This is a genomic window from Algoriphagus chordae (assembly GCF_003254055.1).
GTDB lineage: Bacteria > Bacteroidota > Bacteroidia > Cytophagales > Cyclobacteriaceae > Algoriphagus > Algoriphagus chordae.
The window spans coordinates 198,529-219,809 of the sequence record NZ_QKZT01000002.1 but is presented as its reverse complement, the minus strand read 5'-3'; the positions used below and the strand labels follow the sequence as shown (position 1 = coordinate 219,809).

The 21,281-nt window shown below is 41.7% G+C and carries 18 protein-coding genes; 3 read left to right on the top strand and 15 right to left on the bottom strand.

Going from position 1 to position 21,281, the window contains the following annotated elements; translation table 11 throughout:
* Positions 1–156 precede the first annotated feature (156 nt).
* The 8 genes from LV85_RS02975 to LV85_RS02940 all read right to left on the bottom strand — a co-directional run bounded on the left by LV85_RS02975 (position 157) and on the right by LV85_RS02940 (position 7,730).
* Complete coding sequence (locus tag LV85_RS02975; protein ID WP_111316698.1) at positions 157–1,284, bottom strand: 6-bladed beta-propeller; 1,128 nt, start codon at positions 1,282–1,284, stop codon at positions 157–159.
* 33 nt (positions 1,285–1,317) lie between these two features.
* Positions 1,318–1,605 carry a hypothetical protein gene (locus LV85_RS02970; protein ID WP_111316697.1) on the bottom strand — a complete coding sequence of 96 codons (288 nt, stop codon included), beginning with the start codon at positions 1,603–1,605 and terminating at the stop codon, positions 1,318–1,320.
* 167 nt (positions 1,606–1,772) lie between these two features.
* Positions 1,773–4,205, bottom strand: a complete 2,433-nt coding sequence (locus LV85_RS02965) for a PAS domain-containing protein (protein WP_111316696.1) — start codon at positions 4,203–4,205, stop codon at positions 1,773–1,775.
* 8 nt (positions 4,206–4,213) lie between these two features.
* Positions 4,214–4,660: a response regulator gene (locus tag LV85_RS02960; RefSeq protein WP_111316695.1), complete on the bottom strand. Its 447-nt coding sequence runs from the start codon at positions 4,658–4,660 to the stop codon at positions 4,214–4,216.
* Between the two features lie 183 nt (positions 4,661–4,843).
* Positions 4,844–5,491 carry a hypothetical protein gene (locus LV85_RS02955; RefSeq protein ID WP_111316694.1) on the bottom strand — a complete coding sequence of 216 codons (648 nt, stop codon included), beginning with the start codon at positions 5,489–5,491 and terminating at the stop codon, positions 4,844–4,846.
* Between the two features lie 29 nt (positions 5,492–5,520).
* Positions 5,521–6,312: an SDR family NAD(P)-dependent oxidoreductase gene (locus LV85_RS02950; RefSeq protein ID WP_111316693.1), complete on the bottom strand. Its 792-nt coding sequence runs from the start codon at positions 6,310–6,312 to the stop codon at positions 5,521–5,523.
* On the bottom strand, positions 6,302–6,976 hold the full coding sequence (locus LV85_RS02945) for an acetoacetate decarboxylase family protein (protein WP_111316692.1): 675 nt from the start codon (positions 6,974–6,976) through the stop codon (positions 6,302–6,304). Before LV85_RS02945 ends, LV85_RS02950 begins: the two co-directional genes overlap by 11 nt.
* Positions 6,969–7,730, bottom strand: a complete 762-nt coding sequence (locus LV85_RS02940; RefSeq protein WP_111316691.1) for an SDR family NAD(P)-dependent oxidoreductase — start codon at positions 7,728–7,730, stop codon at positions 6,969–6,971. The genes LV85_RS02945 and LV85_RS02940 overlap by 8 nt, the downstream gene beginning before the upstream one ends.
* A 2,166-nt stretch (positions 7,731–9,896) precedes the next feature.
* Here LV85_RS02940 and tnpA point away from each other — a divergent pair.
* A complete protein-coding gene (tnpA, locus tag LV85_RS02935) occupies positions 9,897–10,361 on the top strand; it encodes an IS200/IS605 family transposase (protein WP_111316690.1) in 465 nt (154 codons plus the stop codon).
* Positions 10,362–11,142: 781 nt separating this feature from the next.
* On the opposite strand, the gene LV85_RS02930 is transcribed toward tnpA, so the two are convergent.
* From LV85_RS02930 to LV85_RS02900, 7 genes are all read right to left on the bottom strand, one after another.
* Positions 11,143–12,861, bottom strand: a complete 1,719-nt coding sequence (locus tag LV85_RS02930) for an IlvD/Edd family dehydratase (protein ID WP_111316689.1) — start codon at positions 12,859–12,861, stop codon at positions 11,143–11,145.
* Between the two features lie 79 nt (positions 12,862–12,940).
* On the bottom strand, positions 12,941–13,915 hold the full coding sequence (locus LV85_RS02925) for a glycosyltransferase family 61 protein (protein ID WP_111316688.1): 975 nt from the start codon (positions 13,913–13,915) through the stop codon (positions 12,941–12,943).
* Positions 13,916–13,972: 57 nt separating this feature from the next.
* Complete coding sequence (gene murA / locus LV85_RS02920) at positions 13,973–15,280, bottom strand: UDP-N-acetylglucosamine 1-carboxyvinyltransferase (RefSeq protein WP_111316687.1); 1,308 nt, start codon at positions 15,278–15,280, stop codon at positions 13,973–13,975.
* On the bottom strand, positions 15,280–15,948 hold the full coding sequence (locus LV85_RS02915) for a DUF4290 domain-containing protein (protein WP_111316686.1): 669 nt from the start codon (positions 15,946–15,948) through the stop codon (positions 15,280–15,282). The genes murA and LV85_RS02915 overlap by 1 nt, the downstream gene beginning before the upstream one ends.
* Before the next feature lie 66 nt (positions 15,949–16,014).
* The gene (locus LV85_RS02910) at positions 16,015–18,282 is read right to left on the bottom strand and encodes an ATP-dependent helicase (RefSeq protein ID WP_111316685.1); all 2,268 of its coding nucleotides are present in this window, start codon (positions 18,280–18,282) and stop codon (positions 16,015–16,017) included.
* 158 nt (positions 18,283–18,440) lie between these two features.
* Positions 18,441–19,280: a lysophospholipid acyltransferase family protein gene (locus LV85_RS02905; protein ID WP_111316684.1), complete on the bottom strand. Its 840-nt coding sequence runs from the start codon at positions 19,278–19,280 to the stop codon at positions 18,441–18,443.
* A gap of 143 nt (positions 19,281–19,423) precedes the next feature.
* The gene (locus LV85_RS02900; RefSeq protein ID WP_262510132.1) at positions 19,424–20,320 is read right to left on the bottom strand and encodes a lysophospholipid acyltransferase family protein; all 897 of its coding nucleotides are present in this window, start codon (positions 20,318–20,320) and stop codon (positions 19,424–19,426) included.
* 67 nt (positions 20,321–20,387) lie between these two features.
* On the opposite strand from LV85_RS02900, the gene LV85_RS02895 reads away from it, so the two are divergent.
* Positions 20,388–20,990: a sigma-70 family RNA polymerase sigma factor gene (locus tag LV85_RS02895; protein WP_111316682.1), complete on the top strand. Its 603-nt coding sequence runs from the start codon at positions 20,388–20,390 to the stop codon at positions 20,988–20,990.
* A gap of 16 nt (positions 20,991–21,006) precedes the next feature.
* A complete protein-coding gene (locus tag LV85_RS02890) occupies positions 21,007–21,279 on the top strand; it encodes a mycothiol system anti-sigma-R factor (protein ID WP_111316681.1) in 273 nt (90 codons plus the stop codon).
* Positions 21,280–21,281: the final 2 nt, after the last annotated feature.

The following is a 21,281-nucleotide window of genomic DNA, read 5'->3' as shown; positions in this document are numbered from 1 at the left end:
AGCTGAATTATGTGCTAGGCTTTGATTTACGTTACCATTCGTGTGACATGAACGGAGGGCAGAGCTGTGGTATATCCCGAAGATGATTTACACATAAAAATAGCCGCTTGTATCTAGCAAACGGCTTGGTGTTAGGTTTTCAACTTTTCTTGCTTTTTATTTTCGGATATACTTTCTCATGAGAATTTTGTTGTTAGTTAAAATCCCTTGAATTTTTCCTCGGTTAGCATCAAATTTTTCTTTCTCTAGCTTATAATCTTCAAAAATGTAGTGATGTCCATCCAACTCTAAACTTCCTCCCTTCTCTACTGTGATATTTGTCAAATAGTCTTCGAAGCTAGGGAAGAATTCTTCAGTCATTAATGTGTAATCATACTCCCCTTTATCATCGTTCGTTGGAAATGAACTCATGGCAATTAAGTCCAAAGAACAGAGGAAGGAACTGTAGTTTGATACAAATTTATTTTCCTTAAAGTAAGGGATTAATCCTGCTTCCAATTCAGTCGAAGTGGGTACTATCATCAAGAAAAAATCATCAGAATTGATCTGCCAAAAATCAATAAGAGAAAAATTTGAGTTGTTCTTAAGGTTGAATTTTGTTGAATCAATTTTACCAGTCTCCACATTAAAGTTAACGATGTTAGTGTTGAGCATGTCATTGATATAAATGGAGTTACCTATTCTTTGAAAGTATTTTATTGGGATTGCCAATTTTTCCACCAATTCTCCACCCATTGAATGTAAGACTTTACCGTTTTCGTCGATTTCTATTATTGGTTTTTTGTTCAGTTTATAACCATTGTCAGGAGATATTAGCAGAAAGCCATTTACTGTCTTTTGAAAACCTCTCACATGTAATTTTAAGTCATTCCATTCCTTTTGAAACTGTCCATCTTTAAATGAAATCACCTTTCTTCCATAGTCATAGATGTATAAAATATTATTCTCATCAACATCAAAATTATTGATAGTTTTATACTCTTCGGGTCCTTCACCTATTTCAGAAATAGAATATAAATAGCTTTCATTTTTTAGATCAAAAACTAGTATTTGATTTGTGCCATTATCATGGATATACAACTTGTTATTTTTAATTTTTGAACTAAAGATCCTTACTAAAGGAACAGAATCAGGGAAACTCAAGCCTATGTAATCTGTAGCCTGATAGTAGGTAGCTAAATCAAAATAATCAGACTTTTTACTTGAATCTATAAGCATAGGGTCTGACTCTTTGCAAGAAAAAAATGCAATGATAAGACTGAGAGGTATAATAAATTTTCTCATAGGTAAGGTTAAGTTTGATGCCCGAGGATTTAATTAACTGGCTACTTTGAGAGGTGCATAAGCTCCTCTAACTACTGTTTTTTCGCACTTCGGGTTTTCTGCCTCCCGATTACAGGCACTCATCTCTGTACCATCCACACAACAGGTTATTTTTGAAAAAGAAAAACTAAAAAATGGTGGATGCCCAATCTTAATTGATGTACTATCAATATGCCACAGTTCTGTTGCTGTGGAGTTTCTTGCCCAGCCTCCTAAACCATGTGAGTCAGAAGCTGCTAGGAATGCTCCGAATATGATAACAAATACAATTAATTTTTTCATTTGAATAAGTGTAATTCAAATCAACTAGCGCTGAACTGAATTATAAATTGGACTTTGATTTACGTTACCATTCGTATGACATGAACGGCGGGCAGAGCTGTGACAAATCCTAAAGAAGCTGAATAGGCCTTCGTCATAAGATGGTTTTGCAATGCCTTTTCAGCTAGTTATTGTTTTTCAGGAAGGTAGATGTCAAAGGTGGCGCCTTCATTAGGTTTGCCATGAGCGGTGATATAACCATTGTGATTATCGACGATTTTCTTCACAATTGCCAGCCCAATTCCAGTGCCTTGAAATTTCTCCCTTCCATGGAGTCGCTGAAACAATTCAAAAATCCGTTCTGCGTACTTTTCTTCAAAGCCAATACCATTGTCGGAAATCCTGAGATGGCAATACTTAGTATTTGGGGATAGGCGATCCAACTCCAATTCACTTCCAAATGCTTTTTCACTGGAAATGCTGATATGTGGTTCTCTGTCCTTAGCTGAAAATTTCAAAGAATTGCTAACCAAATTCTGTAGTAGCTGCCGAAATTGAAATGGAATGATATTTAGGGTGCAAAGTTCTTCGGATTCCAGTATTGCCTGATGATGCGCTAATTCTTCCTTGAGGTCCATTTTCACTTCGACAATTAACTTATTCAAATCGGTAGGCTCATATTTTCGATCCGATATGCTCGTTCTGGAATAAGCAAGTAAGTCAGAGATTAGAGCTTGCATTCGCTTGGCTGCGTTTTGCATTCTTTTGAAATGCTCCTTACCGTCATCCGTAAGGTTATCGTATTCATTCTCTAGAAGAAGTGTGGAAAAAGTCTGGATTTTGCGCAGCGGCTCTTGCAAGTCATGGCTGGATATGTAGGCGAAGGACTGAAGCTCCTTATTCATACTGGCTAAATCCTTTACATTTTGAGCTAGCTCATTTGTACGCTCTATGACTAATCGCTCTAGCTCATTAGTGAATTCTTTTTGATCGTGAATATCTGTACTCGAACCTACCCACATCTGAATCTGCCCATCTTCATTGAATTGAGGTTTGGCGCGGCTCAATTGCCATCTGTAGGTTCCATCATACTTGCGAAATCTATGTTCAAATAAGAAGTCTTTACCTGTGGAAACAGACTCTGTCCAAGCCTTAATGTTTCCTGCCTTATCATCTGGATGAACGATGGAAATCCATCCCTCTTGCTCAATGCGCTCAGAACTGAATCCTGAGAAATCATAGACAGATTGGTTAAAGTAGTTTAGGTTTCCTTCTGGATCAGCAGTCCAGATATGTTGTGGAAGTGAATCGGCCAAGAGTCTGAATTTCTGTTCGCTTTCTTCTAATTTTTGAATGTTTACTTTTTCAGTGGTAATGTCACGAACGGTTCCTAAGACTTTATGAGGATTTCCTTCCTCGTCAAGGTGGACTTTTCCTTTTACTTCTATCCAACGGGTATGTTGCTCTGGTGTATTTATCCTGCAGGTATAGGCTAAATTTCCATCTTTGAAAGACTTCTCAAAGGCAGCATTTCTAATAGCTTGGTCCTTGGTGTAAATGCTGTTTACAAAGCTTTCATGATCGATGTCATCAGCTTCATTCAATCCAAAAATTTCATGAAGTTTTTTCGAACCATCCAGCTTCTTGGTTTTGATATTGAAATCATAGGTACCTAGTTCTGAGGCATCTATGACCATGGTTAGTTTTTCCTCATTTGCCTCGATTTTCTTGTGGGCAATGACTTGATCAGTGACATCATGGCCTATGCTGATTATTCCGTCTATTTTGCCATTGGCATCGTAGAGCGCTTCATAGCTGAAATTGATATAAACGGTTTTTAGCTTGCCGTCACGAAGAAGCTGAACAGGTAATTCTGATGCGGCAAAGCGATTTCCTGTTGTGTAAACGTCGTCAAGTAGGTCTTTAATGCCTTGCCCAACAAGTTCAGGCATAGCTTCCAGAATTGGTTTATGCATCACCTCTTCTGCCTTTCTACCCCAAAGTTCAAGGGCATTGGAATTAGCAATTTCAGTCACATAATCTGGTCCTTTGAAAGTGGCTATTGAAGCTGGGGCTTGCTGGATGATGAGTCTAAGGTTACGTTCACTACTTTCAAGTTTTCTTTTTAAAAGTACCTCTTGCGTAGTTTCTGCACAGGTAACTAATACGCCTGCGATTGTTCCGTCATCATTTCTGGCGGGACTATAACTGAAAGTCCAATACACATCTTCGATTTTCCCATTTCGATGGATCGGGACGAGTAAGTTTTCAAACCAGAGTGACTCTCCATTGTCCAAAACCTTATCCATCAATGGTTTGATGATGTGCCAAATTTCTGGCCAAGCTTCTTTCCCGGCCATGCCCAATATGGAGGGGTGTTTTCCCTCTGAACCTAAGCTTGGTCTATAGGCATCATTATAAAAACAAGTCAGTTCTTTTCCCCACCAGAGAAACTTTGGGAATTTGGAGGCAAGGAGGATGTTCAGAGTAGTTCGAAGACTTTGTGGCCAATGGTCGGGATGTCCTAAGGGGGTTGAGCTCCAGTCTTTTTCCCGAATTAATTGGCCCATTTCACCGCCGCCTATAGGGAGGCCTGAAGTAGTTGAACGTTGAACTGTCATAATGATGCTTACAGGGATTGGATTACAAAATTGTCTATAGAAGGTTTTGTTGATTTATTGGTCAAGCTGCTCAGCCCTTTAAAAATCACATCCTTTAATTTAGAATATTCTCCAGGCTTTCTTATGTAATGGAAAGCGCCTTGCTCATAGAGAGATTTTACCACTGGCTCATCCATGGAGGTGGAGTAAATGATGATAGGCAAATTTCTGAACTTGTCATGCGCCATTATTTCAGCTAGGCATTCGAAGCCTGACTTCATGGGCATATTGAGATCTAAAAATATTACATCTGGAAGGTCTGACTCTGAGGTCATAAGCAGATCCATCAATTCTACGCCATTGGTGACGGTGGTGAGCTTGGTTTCGAAGGGAAGCTTAGAAAGGGAGTCTTTAAAAAAGAACCGATCATCTACATCATCGTCAGCCAGCAAAAGTTTAATCGGTCTTTCGTTCATTAGTAATTGGAATTTCTAGTTAGGTTTTAGATAACCCAAAGTCAAATATAATATATATGATTATCTGCAATCATGCCAAGCTTCCTGTTTATTTCACTTGCATTTCGGACCTATTCAGATCCTGAAGATATAAAAATAGCCGTTTGCTAGAGACAAACGGCTATTTTTTGAAGATCCTCTCTCTTAATTGACAGAGATGTTTGAGAACCAGATGAACTTCTGACCATCCTTGTTAGCATGGGTCGTTGCCATTTTGATAGGGCCAAATTGCTCTACATCTTCCCAGGTGAAAGGTCTGCCGTCGGGACCGTTTCCTCTACGGAAAACCCATTCTAGTATCATATGATTTTCATCCAAATACAGATCATAAGCATCACCAGGAGTATAGCCGTCAGATCCATTATAGATGATAGTTAGCTTGGTTGAATTGGTGCCAGCGATGGGAGAAGGTACATTTTCCTCAGTCTCGTATTCATAGCCAGAATCCCATGCTAATTGGAAGGGATACATCATCCAGTATTTATCGTTGATAAATCCTTTGTCCATGGCAGGGAGGGAGTCCGCAGGCATGTCCAAGCTGTAAGTAAAACTCGTGTCTGAACTGGCATAGTAAACGGTACGATCCTTAATATTCCATTTCCAGTCCCGAGTCATGACATTGACAGAGTCACGCTGCACATTCCAAGTGTAGGCGATAGAATTGACCTCGTCAAACTTATCAAATCCATAAGCCATAGCTACTTTCATAGGTAAGGTGTCTGGAGTAGTTTCTTTAGGTTGGCAGGCCTGTAATACACAGACCACAAGGAGTATGAGTGTTAAATTCTTCATGGCTTTGGTTTTTCATAAAGTTAACAGACTTAGACTTCAGATTGTTTTTTAAGCCACTTTTTATATTTCTGGTATTCAAATACTTGATATAGCCTTCGGATAAACCTGAAAAAGCGATTCAAAACCAGCATGCTTACAAAAAGGGGAGAGGGGAAGATTTTCTTTTTTCCTTTAGCTGCTCCTCTCAATATGGCTGTGGCAACCCAACTTGGTGATTGGACAGGATATGCTTTTGGGATGTCTTTACCGGCAGTTTCAAAAAACTGGGTTTTGGTAGCGATGGGAAATACCAAGCTTAGCCAGTTTCCGGTTTTTTCTAGCCAAACAGTTCTTGCCCACTGGAGCAAGGCAGATTTGGTAGCTGCATATAAACTGTAGCCTGGGATCGTCCAGAATGACATCGCAGAAGCGGTGATGATCAAACGGAAATTAGCTCCGGGAAAAAGGCTGCGAATAGCCATGCCAATCTGTATAGGGCTATAGACATTCAGTTGGAAGAGCTGATCCATGGCCTTCCAGTTTTGGTCTTCCGCAGGAGCAAATTCTGCTTTTCCTGCATTTGCAAAGCAAAAATCTACACGATTCCAATTGTCAGAAACCCAGTTTAAAATATCTTCATTTCCTGATTTTAAGCTTAAGTCAGCTTGAAGAATATAGAGTTTTGGGAATTGGCTTTTCAATATCTCCAGCCTCTCCTGATCGAAATCCACAGCAAGGATCTGAGGATTGGAAGGCAATAGTTGTTTTACTAACTCAAGGCCGATTCCAGAAGCTGCACCGGTGACGATAATATGTGCTTCTGTAAATGGCTTATAAAGCATAGTCAGCTTCGGGGAAAATGATTTTGAAGGGATCTATTTTGACTGCAAAGAGAGGCTTTTGACCACTTAAATCAGGGAAATAAGTAGGATCGATTTGTATGTTTTTTATGCTAGCACGTTTACCCCAGCCATGGCCCGATGGTCTGGTGAAAAAATCCACTCCATCCCACAATTGATGTAAGTCGATTGGCAAAAGGCTGGTGGAAATAGGAAAGGGGATTTTACCTGTTTTTAGCTCACAGGAGAAGGCAATTTTGTCCCCGTCTTTTACTTCAATTATTTCCTTACCATCCTTTTTCTCCCAGCTGATCGGCAGGGTCTCTTTGGGGATTCCCCAGTTAGCATGACCATTTTGTGTGCTTGATTCCGAGCTCACATAGATTTTGGTGATAGCCTGCTTGCCGTAGGGTCCAAATTTCCCAGGGATAAAAAGCAGTTCCTTGTAAGGCCCGACGGGTGATGTCTGATAGTTTACCAGCATCAGGTAGCCTAAACCTCCATTGAACTTTCCCTTGAGATGATCAGGTAAATTGCCATGAGTTTCCACCCAGTCTTTGGAGAATTTATAAATCAAAATTATCCCCTCTCCTTGCAATTTCCATGGAGCGGGAGCCTGTTTGTAGAGCTTCAGGCTATTGAGAACAATTTGATGATTTTCAGGCATAAGGAGAAGGGCTGACGCTGGTCCAGCCTCCATCGATGATTAAGGTTTGTCCGGTAATATGTCTTGCTTCCTCGGAGACCAAAAATGCAGCGGCATTTGCGATGTCTTGCACAGAAGCAGCACGGCCTAAAGGCGTGATTTTCGACCAGGTGTTTTCGTATTCGGGATCAAGTATTGTTCTGTTAGTCGCGGTCGCTCCCGGAGCAATGGTGTTGACGCGAATGTTGTAAGGGGCAAGTTCTAGCACCAAGTTCTTCGCAAGCATCTCCAGTGCGGCCTTGCTCATGGCATAAGCAGCGAGATTTTCGTGACTCTGATGAGCAGTAACCGAGGAGGTGAATAGCAAAGCGCCGCCGTTTAGTTGATCCTTCATTACTCTAGCAGCTGCTTGAGCAAGGAAAAAAGTGCCTGCTTGATTGACACGTGATACTTCCATGAAATCCGCCCTGGAATATTCTAAGAAAGCTCCAAAAAGTGTGATGCCCGAGTTAGCAATGACGATGTCAACTGTTCCAAAATTAGAAAGTGCAGTTTTTATCATCGACTCGATGACCTTTTCCGAACTAGCATCTCCAGCAATAGCAATAGTTGATACTCCGTGAATACGAGAGATTCGCTCACAAGCTTCTGTGACCAAGCCTTCCTCCAGGTCATTTAAGATTAGATTAATACTTTGGGCTGCAAGTTTCTCAGCGATAGCCAGTCCAATTCCCTGTCCAGCACCGGTGATTATGGCGGTTTTTTGGGGTTTCAAATAGATAATTATTTTGTTTTCATTAATGTATAAATAATTGGAATAAATGGAACACGAAATTCAAGTTGAATTGGTATTTGTAGGTAAAAAATGTTTGGTACGCATTTTTTCACAAGCCAACCCTACAGGTTGGGGATTCGGTTGGACATGTTTGTTACAGACGAGTTGCCCCGCTGGGGCTATGGTAGCTCGGAGTTTTATTTGGAATTAGCGTGGGGAAAAGCATTGGAATGTGTGGATGATCTATCGAAAACGTCCTGTCAGGACGTCTGGTTTGTAGCCTAAATATCCGTGGGAAGTCGGCATCTTGTAGGGATGCATGGTGGTGTCGTGTGATTTTCACGAGCCAACCCTAAGGGTTGGGAAATCGATTGGGCATGTTTGCTACAAATGAGTTGCCCCGCTGGGGCAATGGTAGCAATGAACTGCTGTAGCGGAAGAATTAGAGAATATATCTATTAAGAATTGTAATTGGGAATTCTAATCGTCCCCTCGGGACGTCTGGTTTGTAGCATAAATATCTGTGGGAAGTCGGCATCCTGTAGGGATGCATGGTATTGTCGTCTACAGGTTGGGAAATCGAAATAGTAGAATGGAGTTTTATTTGGAATAAGCGTGGGGAAAAGCATTGGAATGTGTGGATGATCCATCGAAAACGTCCTGTCAGGACGTCTGGTTTGTAGCCTAAATATCCGTGAGAAGTCGGCATCCTGTAGGGATGCTTGGTGGTGTCGTGTGATTTTCACGAGCCAACCCTACAGGTTGGGAAATCGATTGGACATGTTTGCTACAAACGAGTTGCCCCACTGGGGCAATGGTAGCAATGAACTGCTGTAGCGGAATAATTAGAGAATATATCTATTAAGAATTGTAATTGGGAATTCTAATCGTCCCCTCGGGACGTCTGGTTTGTAGCATAATTATCTGTGGGAAGTCGGCATCCTGTAGGGATGCATGGTATTGTCGTATAATTATTCACGAGCCAATCCTATTCGTTGGGAATTTGATCGATATCTGATTGCTACAAACGAGTTAACCGCTGGGGCAATAGTAGAATTGAGTTTTATTTGGAATAGGCGTGGGGAAAAGCATTGGAATGTATGGATGATCCATCGAAAACGTCCTGTCAGGACGTCTGGTTTGTAGCCTAAATATCTGTGGGAAGTCGGCATCCTGTAAGGATGCATGGTTGTACCGTATAGTTATTCACGAACCAACCCTAAGGGTTGGGAAATTGATTGGACTCGTTTGCTACAAACGAGTTGCCCCGCTGGGGCAAGGGTAGCAATGAACTGTGTTAGCGGAAGAATTAGAGAATATATCTATTATGAATTGTAATTGGGAATTCTAATCGTCCCCTCGGGACGTCTGGTTTGTAGTATAAATTTCCGTGAGAAGTCGGCATCCTGTAGGGATGCTTGGTGGTGTCGTGTGATTTTCACGAGCCAATCCTACTGGTTGGGAAATCGATTGGACATGTTTGTTACAGACGAGTTGCCCCACTGGGGCAATGGTAGAATTGAGTTTTATTTGGAATAAGCGTGGGGAAAAGCATTGGAATGTGTGGATGATCCATCGAAAACGTCCTGTCAGGACGTCTGGTTTGTAGCATAAATATCTGTGGGAAGTCGGCATCCTGTAGGGATGCATGGTATTGTCGTATAATTATTCACGAGCCAACCCTTTGGGTTGGGAATCCGGTTCGGTAGCTGATTGCTACAAACGAGTTGCCCCACTGGGGCAATGGTAGAATTGAGTTTTATTTGGAATAAGCGTGGGGAAAAGCATTGGAATGTGTGGATGATCCATCGAAAACGTCCTGTCAGGACGTCTGGTTTGTAGCCTAAATATCTGTGGGAAGTCGGCATCCTGTAGGGATGCATGGTATTGTCGTATAATTATTCACGAGCCAATCCTACAGGTTGGGAAATCGATTGGACATGTTTGCTACAAACGAGTTGCCCCGCTGGGGCAAGCAATGAACTGTGTTAGCGGAAGAAGCAGAGAATATAACTTTAAGAAGTCAAATTGGCGATTCAAGTCGTCCCATCGGGACGTCTGGTTTGTAGTATAAATGTCCGTGTGATATCGGCATCCTGTAGGGATGCATGGTGATAAAATTATACATAAATTGATGTTTTTATGTGAAACGTATCCCAAATAATCATGGCTAATACCTACACTCAACTCTACGTGCATATTGTTTTTGCTGTAAAATTTAGAAATGCATCCATACAGAAAAGTTGGAAGGAAAGACTCCATAAATACCTGACAGGTATTTTTCAGAAGAACAAGCACAAAATGATTCAAATCAACAGCATGCCTGACCACATTCATATTTTTATAGGTCTAAATCCTGATCAGTCTATTTCATCTATAGTCGGGAATGTCAAATCCGAATCAACAAAGTGGATCAAACGAGAAGGGTTTTGTTCATTTCCTTTTGCGTGGCAGGATGGTTATGGTGCGTTTTCTCATTCCAGAAGTCAACTATCCAAGGTCATTTCCTACATCGTTAATCAGGAGGCTCATCATACTAAAAAAAATTTCTTAACGGAATATCGGGAGCTACTTAAAGCCTTTGAAATAGATTACAACGAAGCTTACATTTTTAAGGAAATGTGCGAATGAAAAAGGCCTCCAGAATCAGAAAGCAAAGAAGTTTTGGTTTGAATTCGATCTTCGCAGTGCTAGACTAATGGACAGTGGTTATTGTTTCGCCACCAGCCAACCCTACAGGTTGGGGCTTCGGTTCGGTATGATTCTCTACAGACGAATTACCCCTCTGGGGTAATCGTAGGTAGAATTTTAATGAATATTCTCATTCCAGAAGTCAACTATCCAAGGTCATTTCCTACATCGTTAATCAGGAGGCTCATCATACTAAAAAAGATTTCTTAACGGAATATCGGGAGCTACTTAGAGCCTTTGAAATAGATTACAACGAAGCATATATTTTCAAGGAAATGTGCGAATGAAAAAGGCCTCCAGAATCAGAAAGCAAAGGAGTTTTGGTTTGAATTCGATCTTTGCAGTGATAGTTTCTAGACTAATGGACAGTGGTTATGGTTTTACCACCAGCCAACCCTACAGGTTGGGGCTTCGGTTCGGTATGATTCTCTACAGACGAATTACCCCCCCCCTGGGGTAATCGTAGGTAGAATTATAATGAATAAACAAGAATAAAAAATAGAATGTGACGTCAAAGTCAGAAACCGTCCCATTGGGACGGCTGGTCTGTAGCAAAGAGGATAAGTTTTGAATTAGCATCCTGTAGGTATGCATGGTGGAAGTGTCTTATAATAAACCTTTGAGATCGAATACAATTCAGCATATGTTTTTAAAGATTCTTGTAAAGAAAAAAGCTTCCAGATTTAGAAAACCTGAAAGCTTTTTAATTACTACTCAATTCTTAATGCGAATCTCGTTTTACCTCAGACCCTGAGCTGCCTTGGAGGAAGTCGAAATCAACTCCATCATGTGCCTGATTTACTTTGTCTAGGAATAGATTGACATATCCTCGATCATATGGCAAATTCAGGGGCTTAAATTCAGTTCTGCGCTTTTCGAATTCTTCATCGGAGATCATCAGATTCAATGTTCTGGCAGGGACATTTAACTCGATCATATCTCCTGTCTGAACGAAGGCTAATGGTCCGCCAATTGCTGATTCTGGAGAAACATGAAGTACAACCGTCCCATATCCCGTTCCGCTCATGCGGCCATCAGAAATCCGAACCATGTCTTTGACTCCTTTCTTGAGGAGTTTTTCTGGCAAACCCATATTGCCTACTTCAGGCATACCAGGGTAGCCTTTTGGTCCCACATTCTTCATGACCATCACACAAGTCTCATCGATGTCTAATTCTGGACTGTCGATTCTAGCTTTGTAATCGTCTATGTTTTCAAATACAACCGCACGTCCTGTATGAGTTAGGAGGCTTGGAGTGGCTGCTGATGGTTTGATAACAGCGCCATTTGGACAGAGATTACCCTTCAGGACAGCTATTCCAGATTCAGGTTTGATTGGCATATCAAAGGTGCCAATAAGGTTTCTATCATAGCATTGCGCTTTTTCTATGTTTTCACCGATAGTTTTTCCATTGGCTGTGATAGATTCCCGATGTAAATAGGGTTCTATTTCTTTCATTACGGCAGGAAGTCCGCCTGCATAAAATAAGTCTTCCACCCAGTGCTCACCTGATGGTTGCACATTAGCGATCAGTGGAATCATGGAAGAAAACTTATCGAAATCGGTCAAATCTATTTCAACTCCAATTCGCTTGGCTATTGCAGTGAGGTGCAGGATGAAATTGGTAGATCCACCCAATGCAGCATTTACCATGATGGAGTTTTCAAAAGCCTTTCGAGTCAGGATTTTACTCATTTTCAGATCTTCATTCACCATTTCCACGATGCGCATGCCAGTCATATGAGCAAGTACTTTTCGTCTAGAATCAGCGGCTGGTATGGTTGCGTTGTCTGGTAATGAAAGACCAAGGGATTCAACCATTGCGGCCATAGTAGAGGCTGTTCCCATAGGAGCACAGGAGCCTACTGAGCGTGACATGGCAGATTCCGCTTCTATCATTTCCTCTTGGGTGATTTTGCCAAGTTTGAAATCTTCCGCAAATCTCCAGATATCTGAGGTTCCGATTTTTTTACCTTTGAATCTACCTACTAGCATAGGACCACCAGAAAGAACCATCGCTGGTAAATCCACCGAAGCAGCACCCATGACGAGGGATGGTGTTGTTTTGTCACATCCACACATCAAGACTACTCCGTCCATAGGATTGGCGCGAATGCTTTCCTCTACATCCATGCTGGCAAGGTTGCGGAAAAGCATTGCCGTAGGTTTTACGGAGCATTCTCCAAGCGACATTACGGGGAATTCCAAGGGGAAACCGCCAGCTTCCCAGATTCCGCGCTTCAGCGCTTCAGCAAGATCTCTAAAATGTGCGTTACAGGGAGTGAGTTCTGACCAGGTGTTACAAATTCCAATTACGGGTTTATCTCCTTCAAAAAGATGATGGGGGAATCCCTGGTTTTTCATCCAGGAGCGATAAATAAATCCGTCTTTTCCAGTGCGCCCGTACCAGTCTTGGCTACGGAGTTTTTCCTTTGACATATAGGTTATTTTGGCTAATCGAGTTAGAATTTACCAAAAAAATTGAGAAGGAAAGAAAGTAGCCAGGAATGAATAGCAATTAATCACATAGAAGGTCGAGCAGTTTCTTCAATGCTTCTATGTCTACCGTGAAATCTGACATAATGGAATCTTTGCTATCTCCCTGATTCAAAGTGTAATAGTAGGGTAGGTCTAGTGCATTTGCCAAATTGAAGTAACATTGGCTGATAGAATCACCTTGGTTTCGAAGCTCCACAACTTTACTTTCCTCAGGTAAAAAAATCATATTGGTAAGTGCTGCTCCGTGCAGAGAAACTAAAATCTTGGTCTCGGACATCAATCTGATTTGCTCTTGAAAACTGAGATCTTCCGCATAAATCACCTCAAAGCCATATTCTGCTAGCATAGATTCTACAGATTCTTCATTGTGTATTTTTCGCTTGGGGGCAAATTTTCTACTTACATATACCCTTCGGAATGGCTCTATCGATGGACTTATCTGAAGCTTATTTCTGGTGTTTTGGACAAGGTCCTGATTGAAGTTGGGGAAAGTTGCAGTCCTAGGAGTGAGTACCAAATCCTCTACCAAGAGGTTTTCATTTGATTGATAGTAGATGGGGTTGATATTAAGCAATGCTAAACTCTGGCATACGAAAGGCAGATGCTGATAAGAGTCAGGTAAAATCACCTGATCAGAAATCTCCCTGTTCAAGCCGATCCAAAGTCGCGGCAGGCAATCGGTAATCCAATGGAAGTAATTCGCACTCCATTCGTCTGTGATCCAAATAGCATGAGGGATTCTTTTCCATTTCTTAGTCATACAGTAAACTGCACGTTTTCCAAGTGGCAGAATACCTAAGGAATGTACATGCGTATGACTCGAATAAAAACGCAGGCGTGAAAGTGAAAAAACGGTGTCTTGAAGTACTAAAGTGTTTTTAAGATGGCGTATCGTCTCAATGCTGAAATTCGCCTCATAGGCATCTGAAAAGAGTTTTTCATCTTCCTTTCGAAGATTGGCAGGTGGCTTCCTAGTGACCTTGATTTCTTCCAACTAAATTTAAAAATAAGGGTATAAAAAAAGCAAATCCGGCACAGAGGCCGGACTTGATTAGGATATTCTTTCTATTTCTGCTCCAAGTGCTCTCAGTCTATCGTCGATGTTTTGATAGCCCCGGTCGATCTGCTCGATATTATCGATAATAGATGTACCACTAGCAGAAAGTGCTGCGATAAGCAAAGCTACTCCAGCTCGGATATCAGGAGAGGTCATTCGGATTCCTCGTAGTTCAGTTTTTCTGTCCAAGCCGATTACAGTGGCTCTATGCGGATCACAAAGGATGATCTGAGCGCCCATGTCAATCAACTTATCTACAAAGAATAAGCGGGATTCAAACATCTTCTGGTGTACCAAGACAGTTCCTTTCGCCTGAGTGGCAGTAACCAAAACGATACTTAGCAAATCAGGAGTGAAACCAGGCCAGATCGCATCTGCTACCGTCAGGATAGAACCATCAATGAAAGTCTCGATCTCGTAATGCTTTTGCGCAGGGACGAAAATATCATCACCTCTGAATTCCAACTTGATGCCCATTCTACGGAAAGTCTCCGGAATGATTCCTAGTCTTGGGATTTGACAGTCTTTGATGGTGATTTCAGATTGAGTCATGGCCGCCAGACCGATGAATGACCCAATTTCAATCATATCAGGAAGCATCTTGTGTGTGGTACCTCCGAGTTTTTTTACTCCTTCGATGGTCAGAAGATTGGATCCTACTCCAGAGATTTTTGCACCCATGCGGTTGAGCATGTCGCAAAGCTGCTGAAGGTAAGGTTCGCAAGCTGCGTTGTATACAGTCGTCGTTCCTTCTGCCATGGCTGCTGCCATCACGATGTTAGCTGTGCCTGTTACAGATGCTTCATCTAGAAGCATGTAGCAGCCTTTGAGGTTTTTTCCATCGATGTGGAAAATCTCATTTTTTGAGTCGTAGTTGAATTTGGCTCCTAGTTTCTGAAAACCCGTAAAGTGGGTATCCATTCTTCTACGGCCAATTTTGTCTCCTCCTGGCTTGGAAAGCTTGCCTGTTCCGAATCTTGCCAGCAAGGGACCGAGAAGCATCACAGAACCTCTGAGGGCAGATGCCTTTTTCAAAAATTCTTCCGTTTCCATGAAATCAAGATTGACTTCATCAGCTTGGAAGGAATAAGTTTCTGGGCCTTCTTTGGTGACTTTCACTCCCATATCGCTCAATAGCTCGATGAGCTTATTGACATCTACGATGTTTGGGATTTTTTCAATTGTAATTTTCTCCGGTGTTAGGAGAACTGCGCAAAGAATTTGAAGTGCTTCGTTTTTTGCTCCCTGAGGAATTATCTCGCCTTTGAGTTTAATTCCACCATTGACCCGAAATGAACCCATTAATTTCTTCTTTTTTTGTTGTGGCCGTTATTCGAACGACGTTTATTATTGTGATTTGATCGCTTGTTTTTGGTGTTGCTTCGTTCCTCTTGCAGCGGTAATTTGAAATCACGATGTGTATTGGATTCAAACAAACCATTTTCTTTCACCTTCTCCAGATCGATATGCAATTTACCTTTGGATAACGTCTTGATGTCGTCTAAGATTATGGCATCGTCAAAATTTTCTCTGTTCCAGGTAGAATGAAAGCTTCGCATCAGCTGACCAATGAAAATAACGGCAGCTTCTTGCTCCTCATTATCTTCGATTTCAATGGCATTTGCAATTAGCTTTTCGATATTCCTACCATAATGCTTGAAGCGAATCTCTCCTTTAGGATAACCGATAGGAAGTGGCTTCTTTCCGAGTAATTCCTTTTCGGGCATGGGGAAAGGCGCGTCTACCTCCAGTTTGAAATCCGACATGATGTACAAGTCGTCCCAAAGCCTTTGGTCGTTCTCCTGCTTCATGGTGGGATTCAACTGTTTGATGATTTCAATTGCCGTATAAGCGCTTTGGGTACGCTTATCCCGATCTTCAATCGCCGTGATATGATCAACGAGGCGTTGAATGTTTTTGCCGTATTCTTTCAAAATGAGTTTTTGTTTGTCTGGTTCAAAGTGCTCCATAATGCATCCCTATTTTGCGCTAATTAAGGTAACAAAAAAATTACCAAAAGGCAGGGGAGCAGGTGATTAGTCTATAATTCTGAGCTTCGCAAAGCTAAGTAATAATGTTTTCTCACCAAAATGCTCGAATTTAATCGTGGCTTTTCGGTTAATTCCTTCTGTTTCAATCTTTTGAACTTTGCCAAATCCGAATTTCGGATGCTCTATCAATTGCTCAGCCTGAAGATTGTTGGTATTTGAAGGTTTGAAATCAGGGCTAGGGGTATGCAGCTTCATGGCTGTTGGCATCCTAGTTTCCGGTTTCTTCTTGATGCCAATATAGCCTGAGGATTCGGATGATCCTGGTAATCCTTCTCTACGGAAAGCCCCTGACATTTCCTTGGAAGATACTTTTTTGCTCACCTTGATACAGTCTGGAGATACCTCTTCCAGGAATCTGCTCGGTTCACAGTTTAGCAATCTTCCGTAGCGATATCTAGTAAGTGCATAGGTGAAATATAACTTTTCCATCGCTCGAGTAGTCGCTACATAGAACAATCTCCTTTCTTCCTCCAGATCTTCCCGAGATTGCATCATCATCTGAGAAGGAAACAAATCCTCCTCCATACCAACTACAAAAACCTGCTTAAACTCCAGGCCTTTTGAGGAGTGGATAGTCATCAGCGTAATGGCATCGGTCATGTCTTTGTCCCGATCGTTATCGGTGAGCAGAGCAATTTCTTGTAGGAAAGAGCCTAAACTTTTGTCCTCATTCTCCTCGTTATCTACAAATTCTTTGATTGCATTGAGCAATTCCTGGACGTTTTCATAGCGGTTGAGTCCTTCGATAGTTTTGTCTTCATAGAGCTCCCGCAAAAGACCACTTTGCTTGGCAATGCTACTGGCTGCTTCGAAAGCATCCTTGCGCTCCACCTCGATCTTGAAGGACTTGATCATCGTCGCAAAGTCATCCAGCTGACTGGCTGCTCGGCCTCCGATGAAGCTATGGGCATTCTGCACGACTTTCCATAGTGGGATGTCATGGTCAAAGGCTGCAACTAGTATCTTGTCCACCGAGGTATTTCCTATGCCTCGCTTAGGATAATTGACTATACGTTTGAAAGCCTCTTCATCCACAGGATTCACCGTAAATCGCATATAGGCCATTAGGTCTTTGATTTCCTTCCGTTGGTAGAAAGAAAGTCCACCCACGATCTTATAAGTAAGGTTCAACTTTCGCAAGGCTTCCTCCATCGCTCTGGACTGGGAGTTGGTCCTGTAGAGAATAGCGAAATCGCTGTTGTTAAGTTTTTTGGTGTTTCTTTCTTCGAAAATAGTGGAGGCCACTATTCTGCCTTCCTCACTGTCGGTACTTGCTTTGACTAGTTCGATCAGATCTCCCTCACCATTGGAAGTCCATACGCTTTTCTTGAGTTGCGTTTTATTTTTATCTATGATAGAATTAGCTGCATCTACGATAGTCTTGGTAGAGCGATAGTTTTGCTCCAGTTTCACTACAAATAGATCCGGGTAATCCTTTTCGAAATTCAGGATGTTTTGGATATCTGCTCCACGGAAAGCATAGATACTCTGCGCATCATCACCTACCACACAGATGTTCTGATGTACCGCTGCCAGTTTTTTGGTGATGAGGTATTGGGAAAGATTTGTATCCTGAAACTCATCCACCATCACATAGCGGAAGCGCTGCTGGTATTTGTTCAATACGTCGAGATGATCACGGAATAGGATGTTGGTATTGAAAAGTAAATCATCAAAATCCATGGCCCCAGCTTTGAAAAGTCTGTCTTGGTAGCGCTGATAGATTTCACCTATTTTGGGTTTCATCGCTGCTTCATCATCTGCTTTCACATAGGGATCGTCTTGGTAAACCTTCCAGGTAATCAGTCGGTTTTTGGCGCCAGAAATCCGAGATAGTACGGCATTGGCTTTATAGACCTTGTCGTCCAGACGCATTTCTTTGACAATCGTACGGATCAGTGATTTGGAATCGTCCGAATCATATATCGTGAAATTGGAAGGATATCCGATTTTGGGAGCTTCCACTCTCAGGATCTTAGCAAAGACCGAGTGAAAAGTACCCATCCAGGTGTTCCTTGCTTCCAAACCTGCTAAAGATTCAATACGGTGACGCATTTCTGCCGCCGCCTTATTGGTAAATGTCAGCGATAAAATATTAAAGGCATCTACGCCTTTTTCATAAATCAGATGAGCGATGCGGTAGGTGAGCACACGGGTTTTGCCGGAGCCAGCACCAGCGATAATCATCACTGGGCCATCGGTGTGTTCTACTGCTAGTCGCTGCTCTGGGTTTAAACTATCGAGGTAATCCATTATTTATTAGATTCAAGACACTAGTTTTAAGTAGCTAGTATCAAGATTTTAGATTCAAGAAGTAAGAATTGACATCATGTCTCAAGTATTAATAGACGAGGTTAGGAATGAGTGATTTTTCAATCCATCCGCGCACACAAGTTCTTTCAATTCACAAATTAGATCTTCCACCTTTTGTGGCTCCAGAGATATAAGTCTGGTTGAAGTCTGATGTTATCTTCGAGCATTTCACAAAACTGATCTGTAATGCTATGCTCCTGATGTTCATCAAAAGGAGGTTCTGCTATTTTGATCATCTCATAGCGATAATATCCTCTTTTGATCTTGGTCATTTTGCCATAAACAACATGCAGGTTCATCTTTTTGGAAAGGAAGTCTGCTCCCTCAAAAAAGACTGCGGGTCTATTTAAGAAGTCCCTCTTATATCTTTTTTCTGAACTTGGGGGACGCTGATCCGAACCAAGCAATACTACTCTTGGCGATTTTGCTAAGGTAAGCATGGTCCTTCGAAAAGCCTTTTTTTCTGTAACTATTCCGCCAAAATGTGTCCGAATAGTATTGATCAGCTCGTTGAAAAATGGATTATTCACCTTTAAGTAAACCGTTTCTACCGGAGCTTGGATGGCATGGTTGATGCCAATCACACCCATTTCCCAGTTGAATAGATGTCCTGAAACGAGCAAGACTGAGGAGCCTGAAGAAACAGTTTCATCTAGACAAGCGGTATTGATCATTTCAAATCTTCTCTCAAACTCGTTGGTTGAGATAGTCTGCAGTTTGATTGTCTCTGCAAATGAGTCAGTGAAGTTTCTATAAAACTGATTCCGGATTTTAATGCGCTCCTTTTTTGATTTCTCAGGGAAAGCATTATACAGATTTTCATCAATGACTTGCTGTCGATAGCGCAGTATAAACCTTGCTACCAAATAAAGTAAATCAGAGAATAAATATAGTATAGAAAGTGGAAGATAAGAGAAGAGCCTTATTACAAAGGTCATTTGGTTTTGGGTGTTTCGCGGACGTCAGGTCAATTCCACACAAAGAAAGTAAAATCACCCGGATTCTTGCAGTCCTAAAAACTTATCTGTTATAATGAGTACTGAACGGCCCTAATTTCGCAGAACTGCGTCTATCCACTCTTTTATAATTTCCATCTTTTGTGACTCCAGAGATACAGGTCAGGCTGGGTTCTGATGTTCTCTTCTAGCCTTCGGCAAAACTCATCCGTGATGCTGTGTGGTGCGTGGTCAGCATATGGGGGAGCTGCCAGTGGAGAAAATTCAAACCTGTAGTGTCCGCGCTTGATTTTGGTCATCGTTCCAAAGAAAACCGGGAGCTCCATTTTCTTGGCCAGAACTTCCCCTCCTTCGAAAAATAGCGCCGGTCTGTTCATAAACTCACGTGTGTAGCGACTATCCGAGATAGGAGGTCGTTGATCTGCTGCCAAATGAACAATTCTAGGCGTATTTCTCATCGTAATCATGCTACGTCTAAAGGCAGTTTTCTCTGTCATGATACCTCCAAAATGAGTTCTGATCGCCAGCATCAGTTTGTTAAAGAAAGGATTGTTTAGCTTAAGAAATACCGTTTCTGCTGTCACTTCAGTGTTTAGTGCAACTCCAAGTATTGCCATTTCCCAGTTGAATACGTGACCAGCCATCATCAGAGAGCTTTTTCCATTTTTGACTGGATCATCGACCAAATGCTGATTGATTACCTGGAATCTTTGCTTGAGTTCTTTTTCTGAAATAGTCAGCATCTTGAATGTCTCGGCGAAGAAAGCATCGGTGAAGTTCCTGTAGAATTTGTTTCGAATGCTCTTTCTTTCAGCGGGAGTTTTCTCAGGAAAAGCATAAAGTAGATTTTCGTCGATCACTTTTTTGCGGTACCCAACTACATATCTTGCGATTAAATAGAGGGTGTCTGAAAAAATATAAAGTACCGATAAAGGTAACCTGGAGAGGAGTCTAAGTAAAAACATCTCGGCTAAGACTAAAGTTAATTGCTTGTAATAAGAAGATTTGTGAACGCATTTCACAACAGATGCGTTCGATTTATGCTCATTTTCTAGTTATAAATTGACCCAATCATTACTTTTGAGACATATGTCGGAAGTTCAGCGCAGAATATATTCTCAGGAAGAGAAAAATGCCATCTTCGATGGGGAGTTTATGCCACACATAGACTCAATGTACAATTTTGGCTACAGGCTCACCTTCGATGAAGATGATGCCAAAGATCTTGTGCAGGACACTTACCTGAAGGCCTATCGGTTTATCAACTCATTTGAGCAGGGCACAAATGCCAAAGCTTGGCTTTTCAGAATTCTGAAAAACAGCTTTATCAATGAGTACAGGAAGAAATCCAAACAGCCCACGAAGGTAGATTATCAGGAAGTTGAAACTTATTACAACTCGGATGATGTTCACTACCAAAGCACTAGCGATCTCAGGGCAGAATCCGTCAAGGATATGCTCGGTGATGAGATCTCAAATGCACTCAATAGCTTGGCAGTGGATTTCCGTACAGTGATTATTTTGTGCGATTTGGAAGGGTTCACTTACGAGGAGATGGCCAAGATCCTGGACATTCCTATCGGAACAGTGAGATCTAGATTGCATCGTGCAAGAAATCTATTGAAAGAGAAACTTCAAGGATATGCCCAGAATATGGGATACAATACGGACGAAGAGGAAGAGGAGGCATAATTAAAGAATATTACCCATGGAAATGAATGACAACCCATCCGGAGAGAAAAAGGTGCAATGCAGTGACGAAAGCAAATGCTTGGAGCTGCTAGAAAGTATTTTGGACGGAGAACTTCAAGATTCTGGCAAGGAAATCTTGAAGGAGAAGCTCGCCAAATGCCAGCCATGCTTCGAGCATTACCACCTGGAGCAGGCTATCCGAGATGTATTGAAAACCAAATGTACCAAACACGCTGTACCTACTGAATTGGCGGATTGTATCCGTCAGAAGATTCAGGATATCAAATAGTC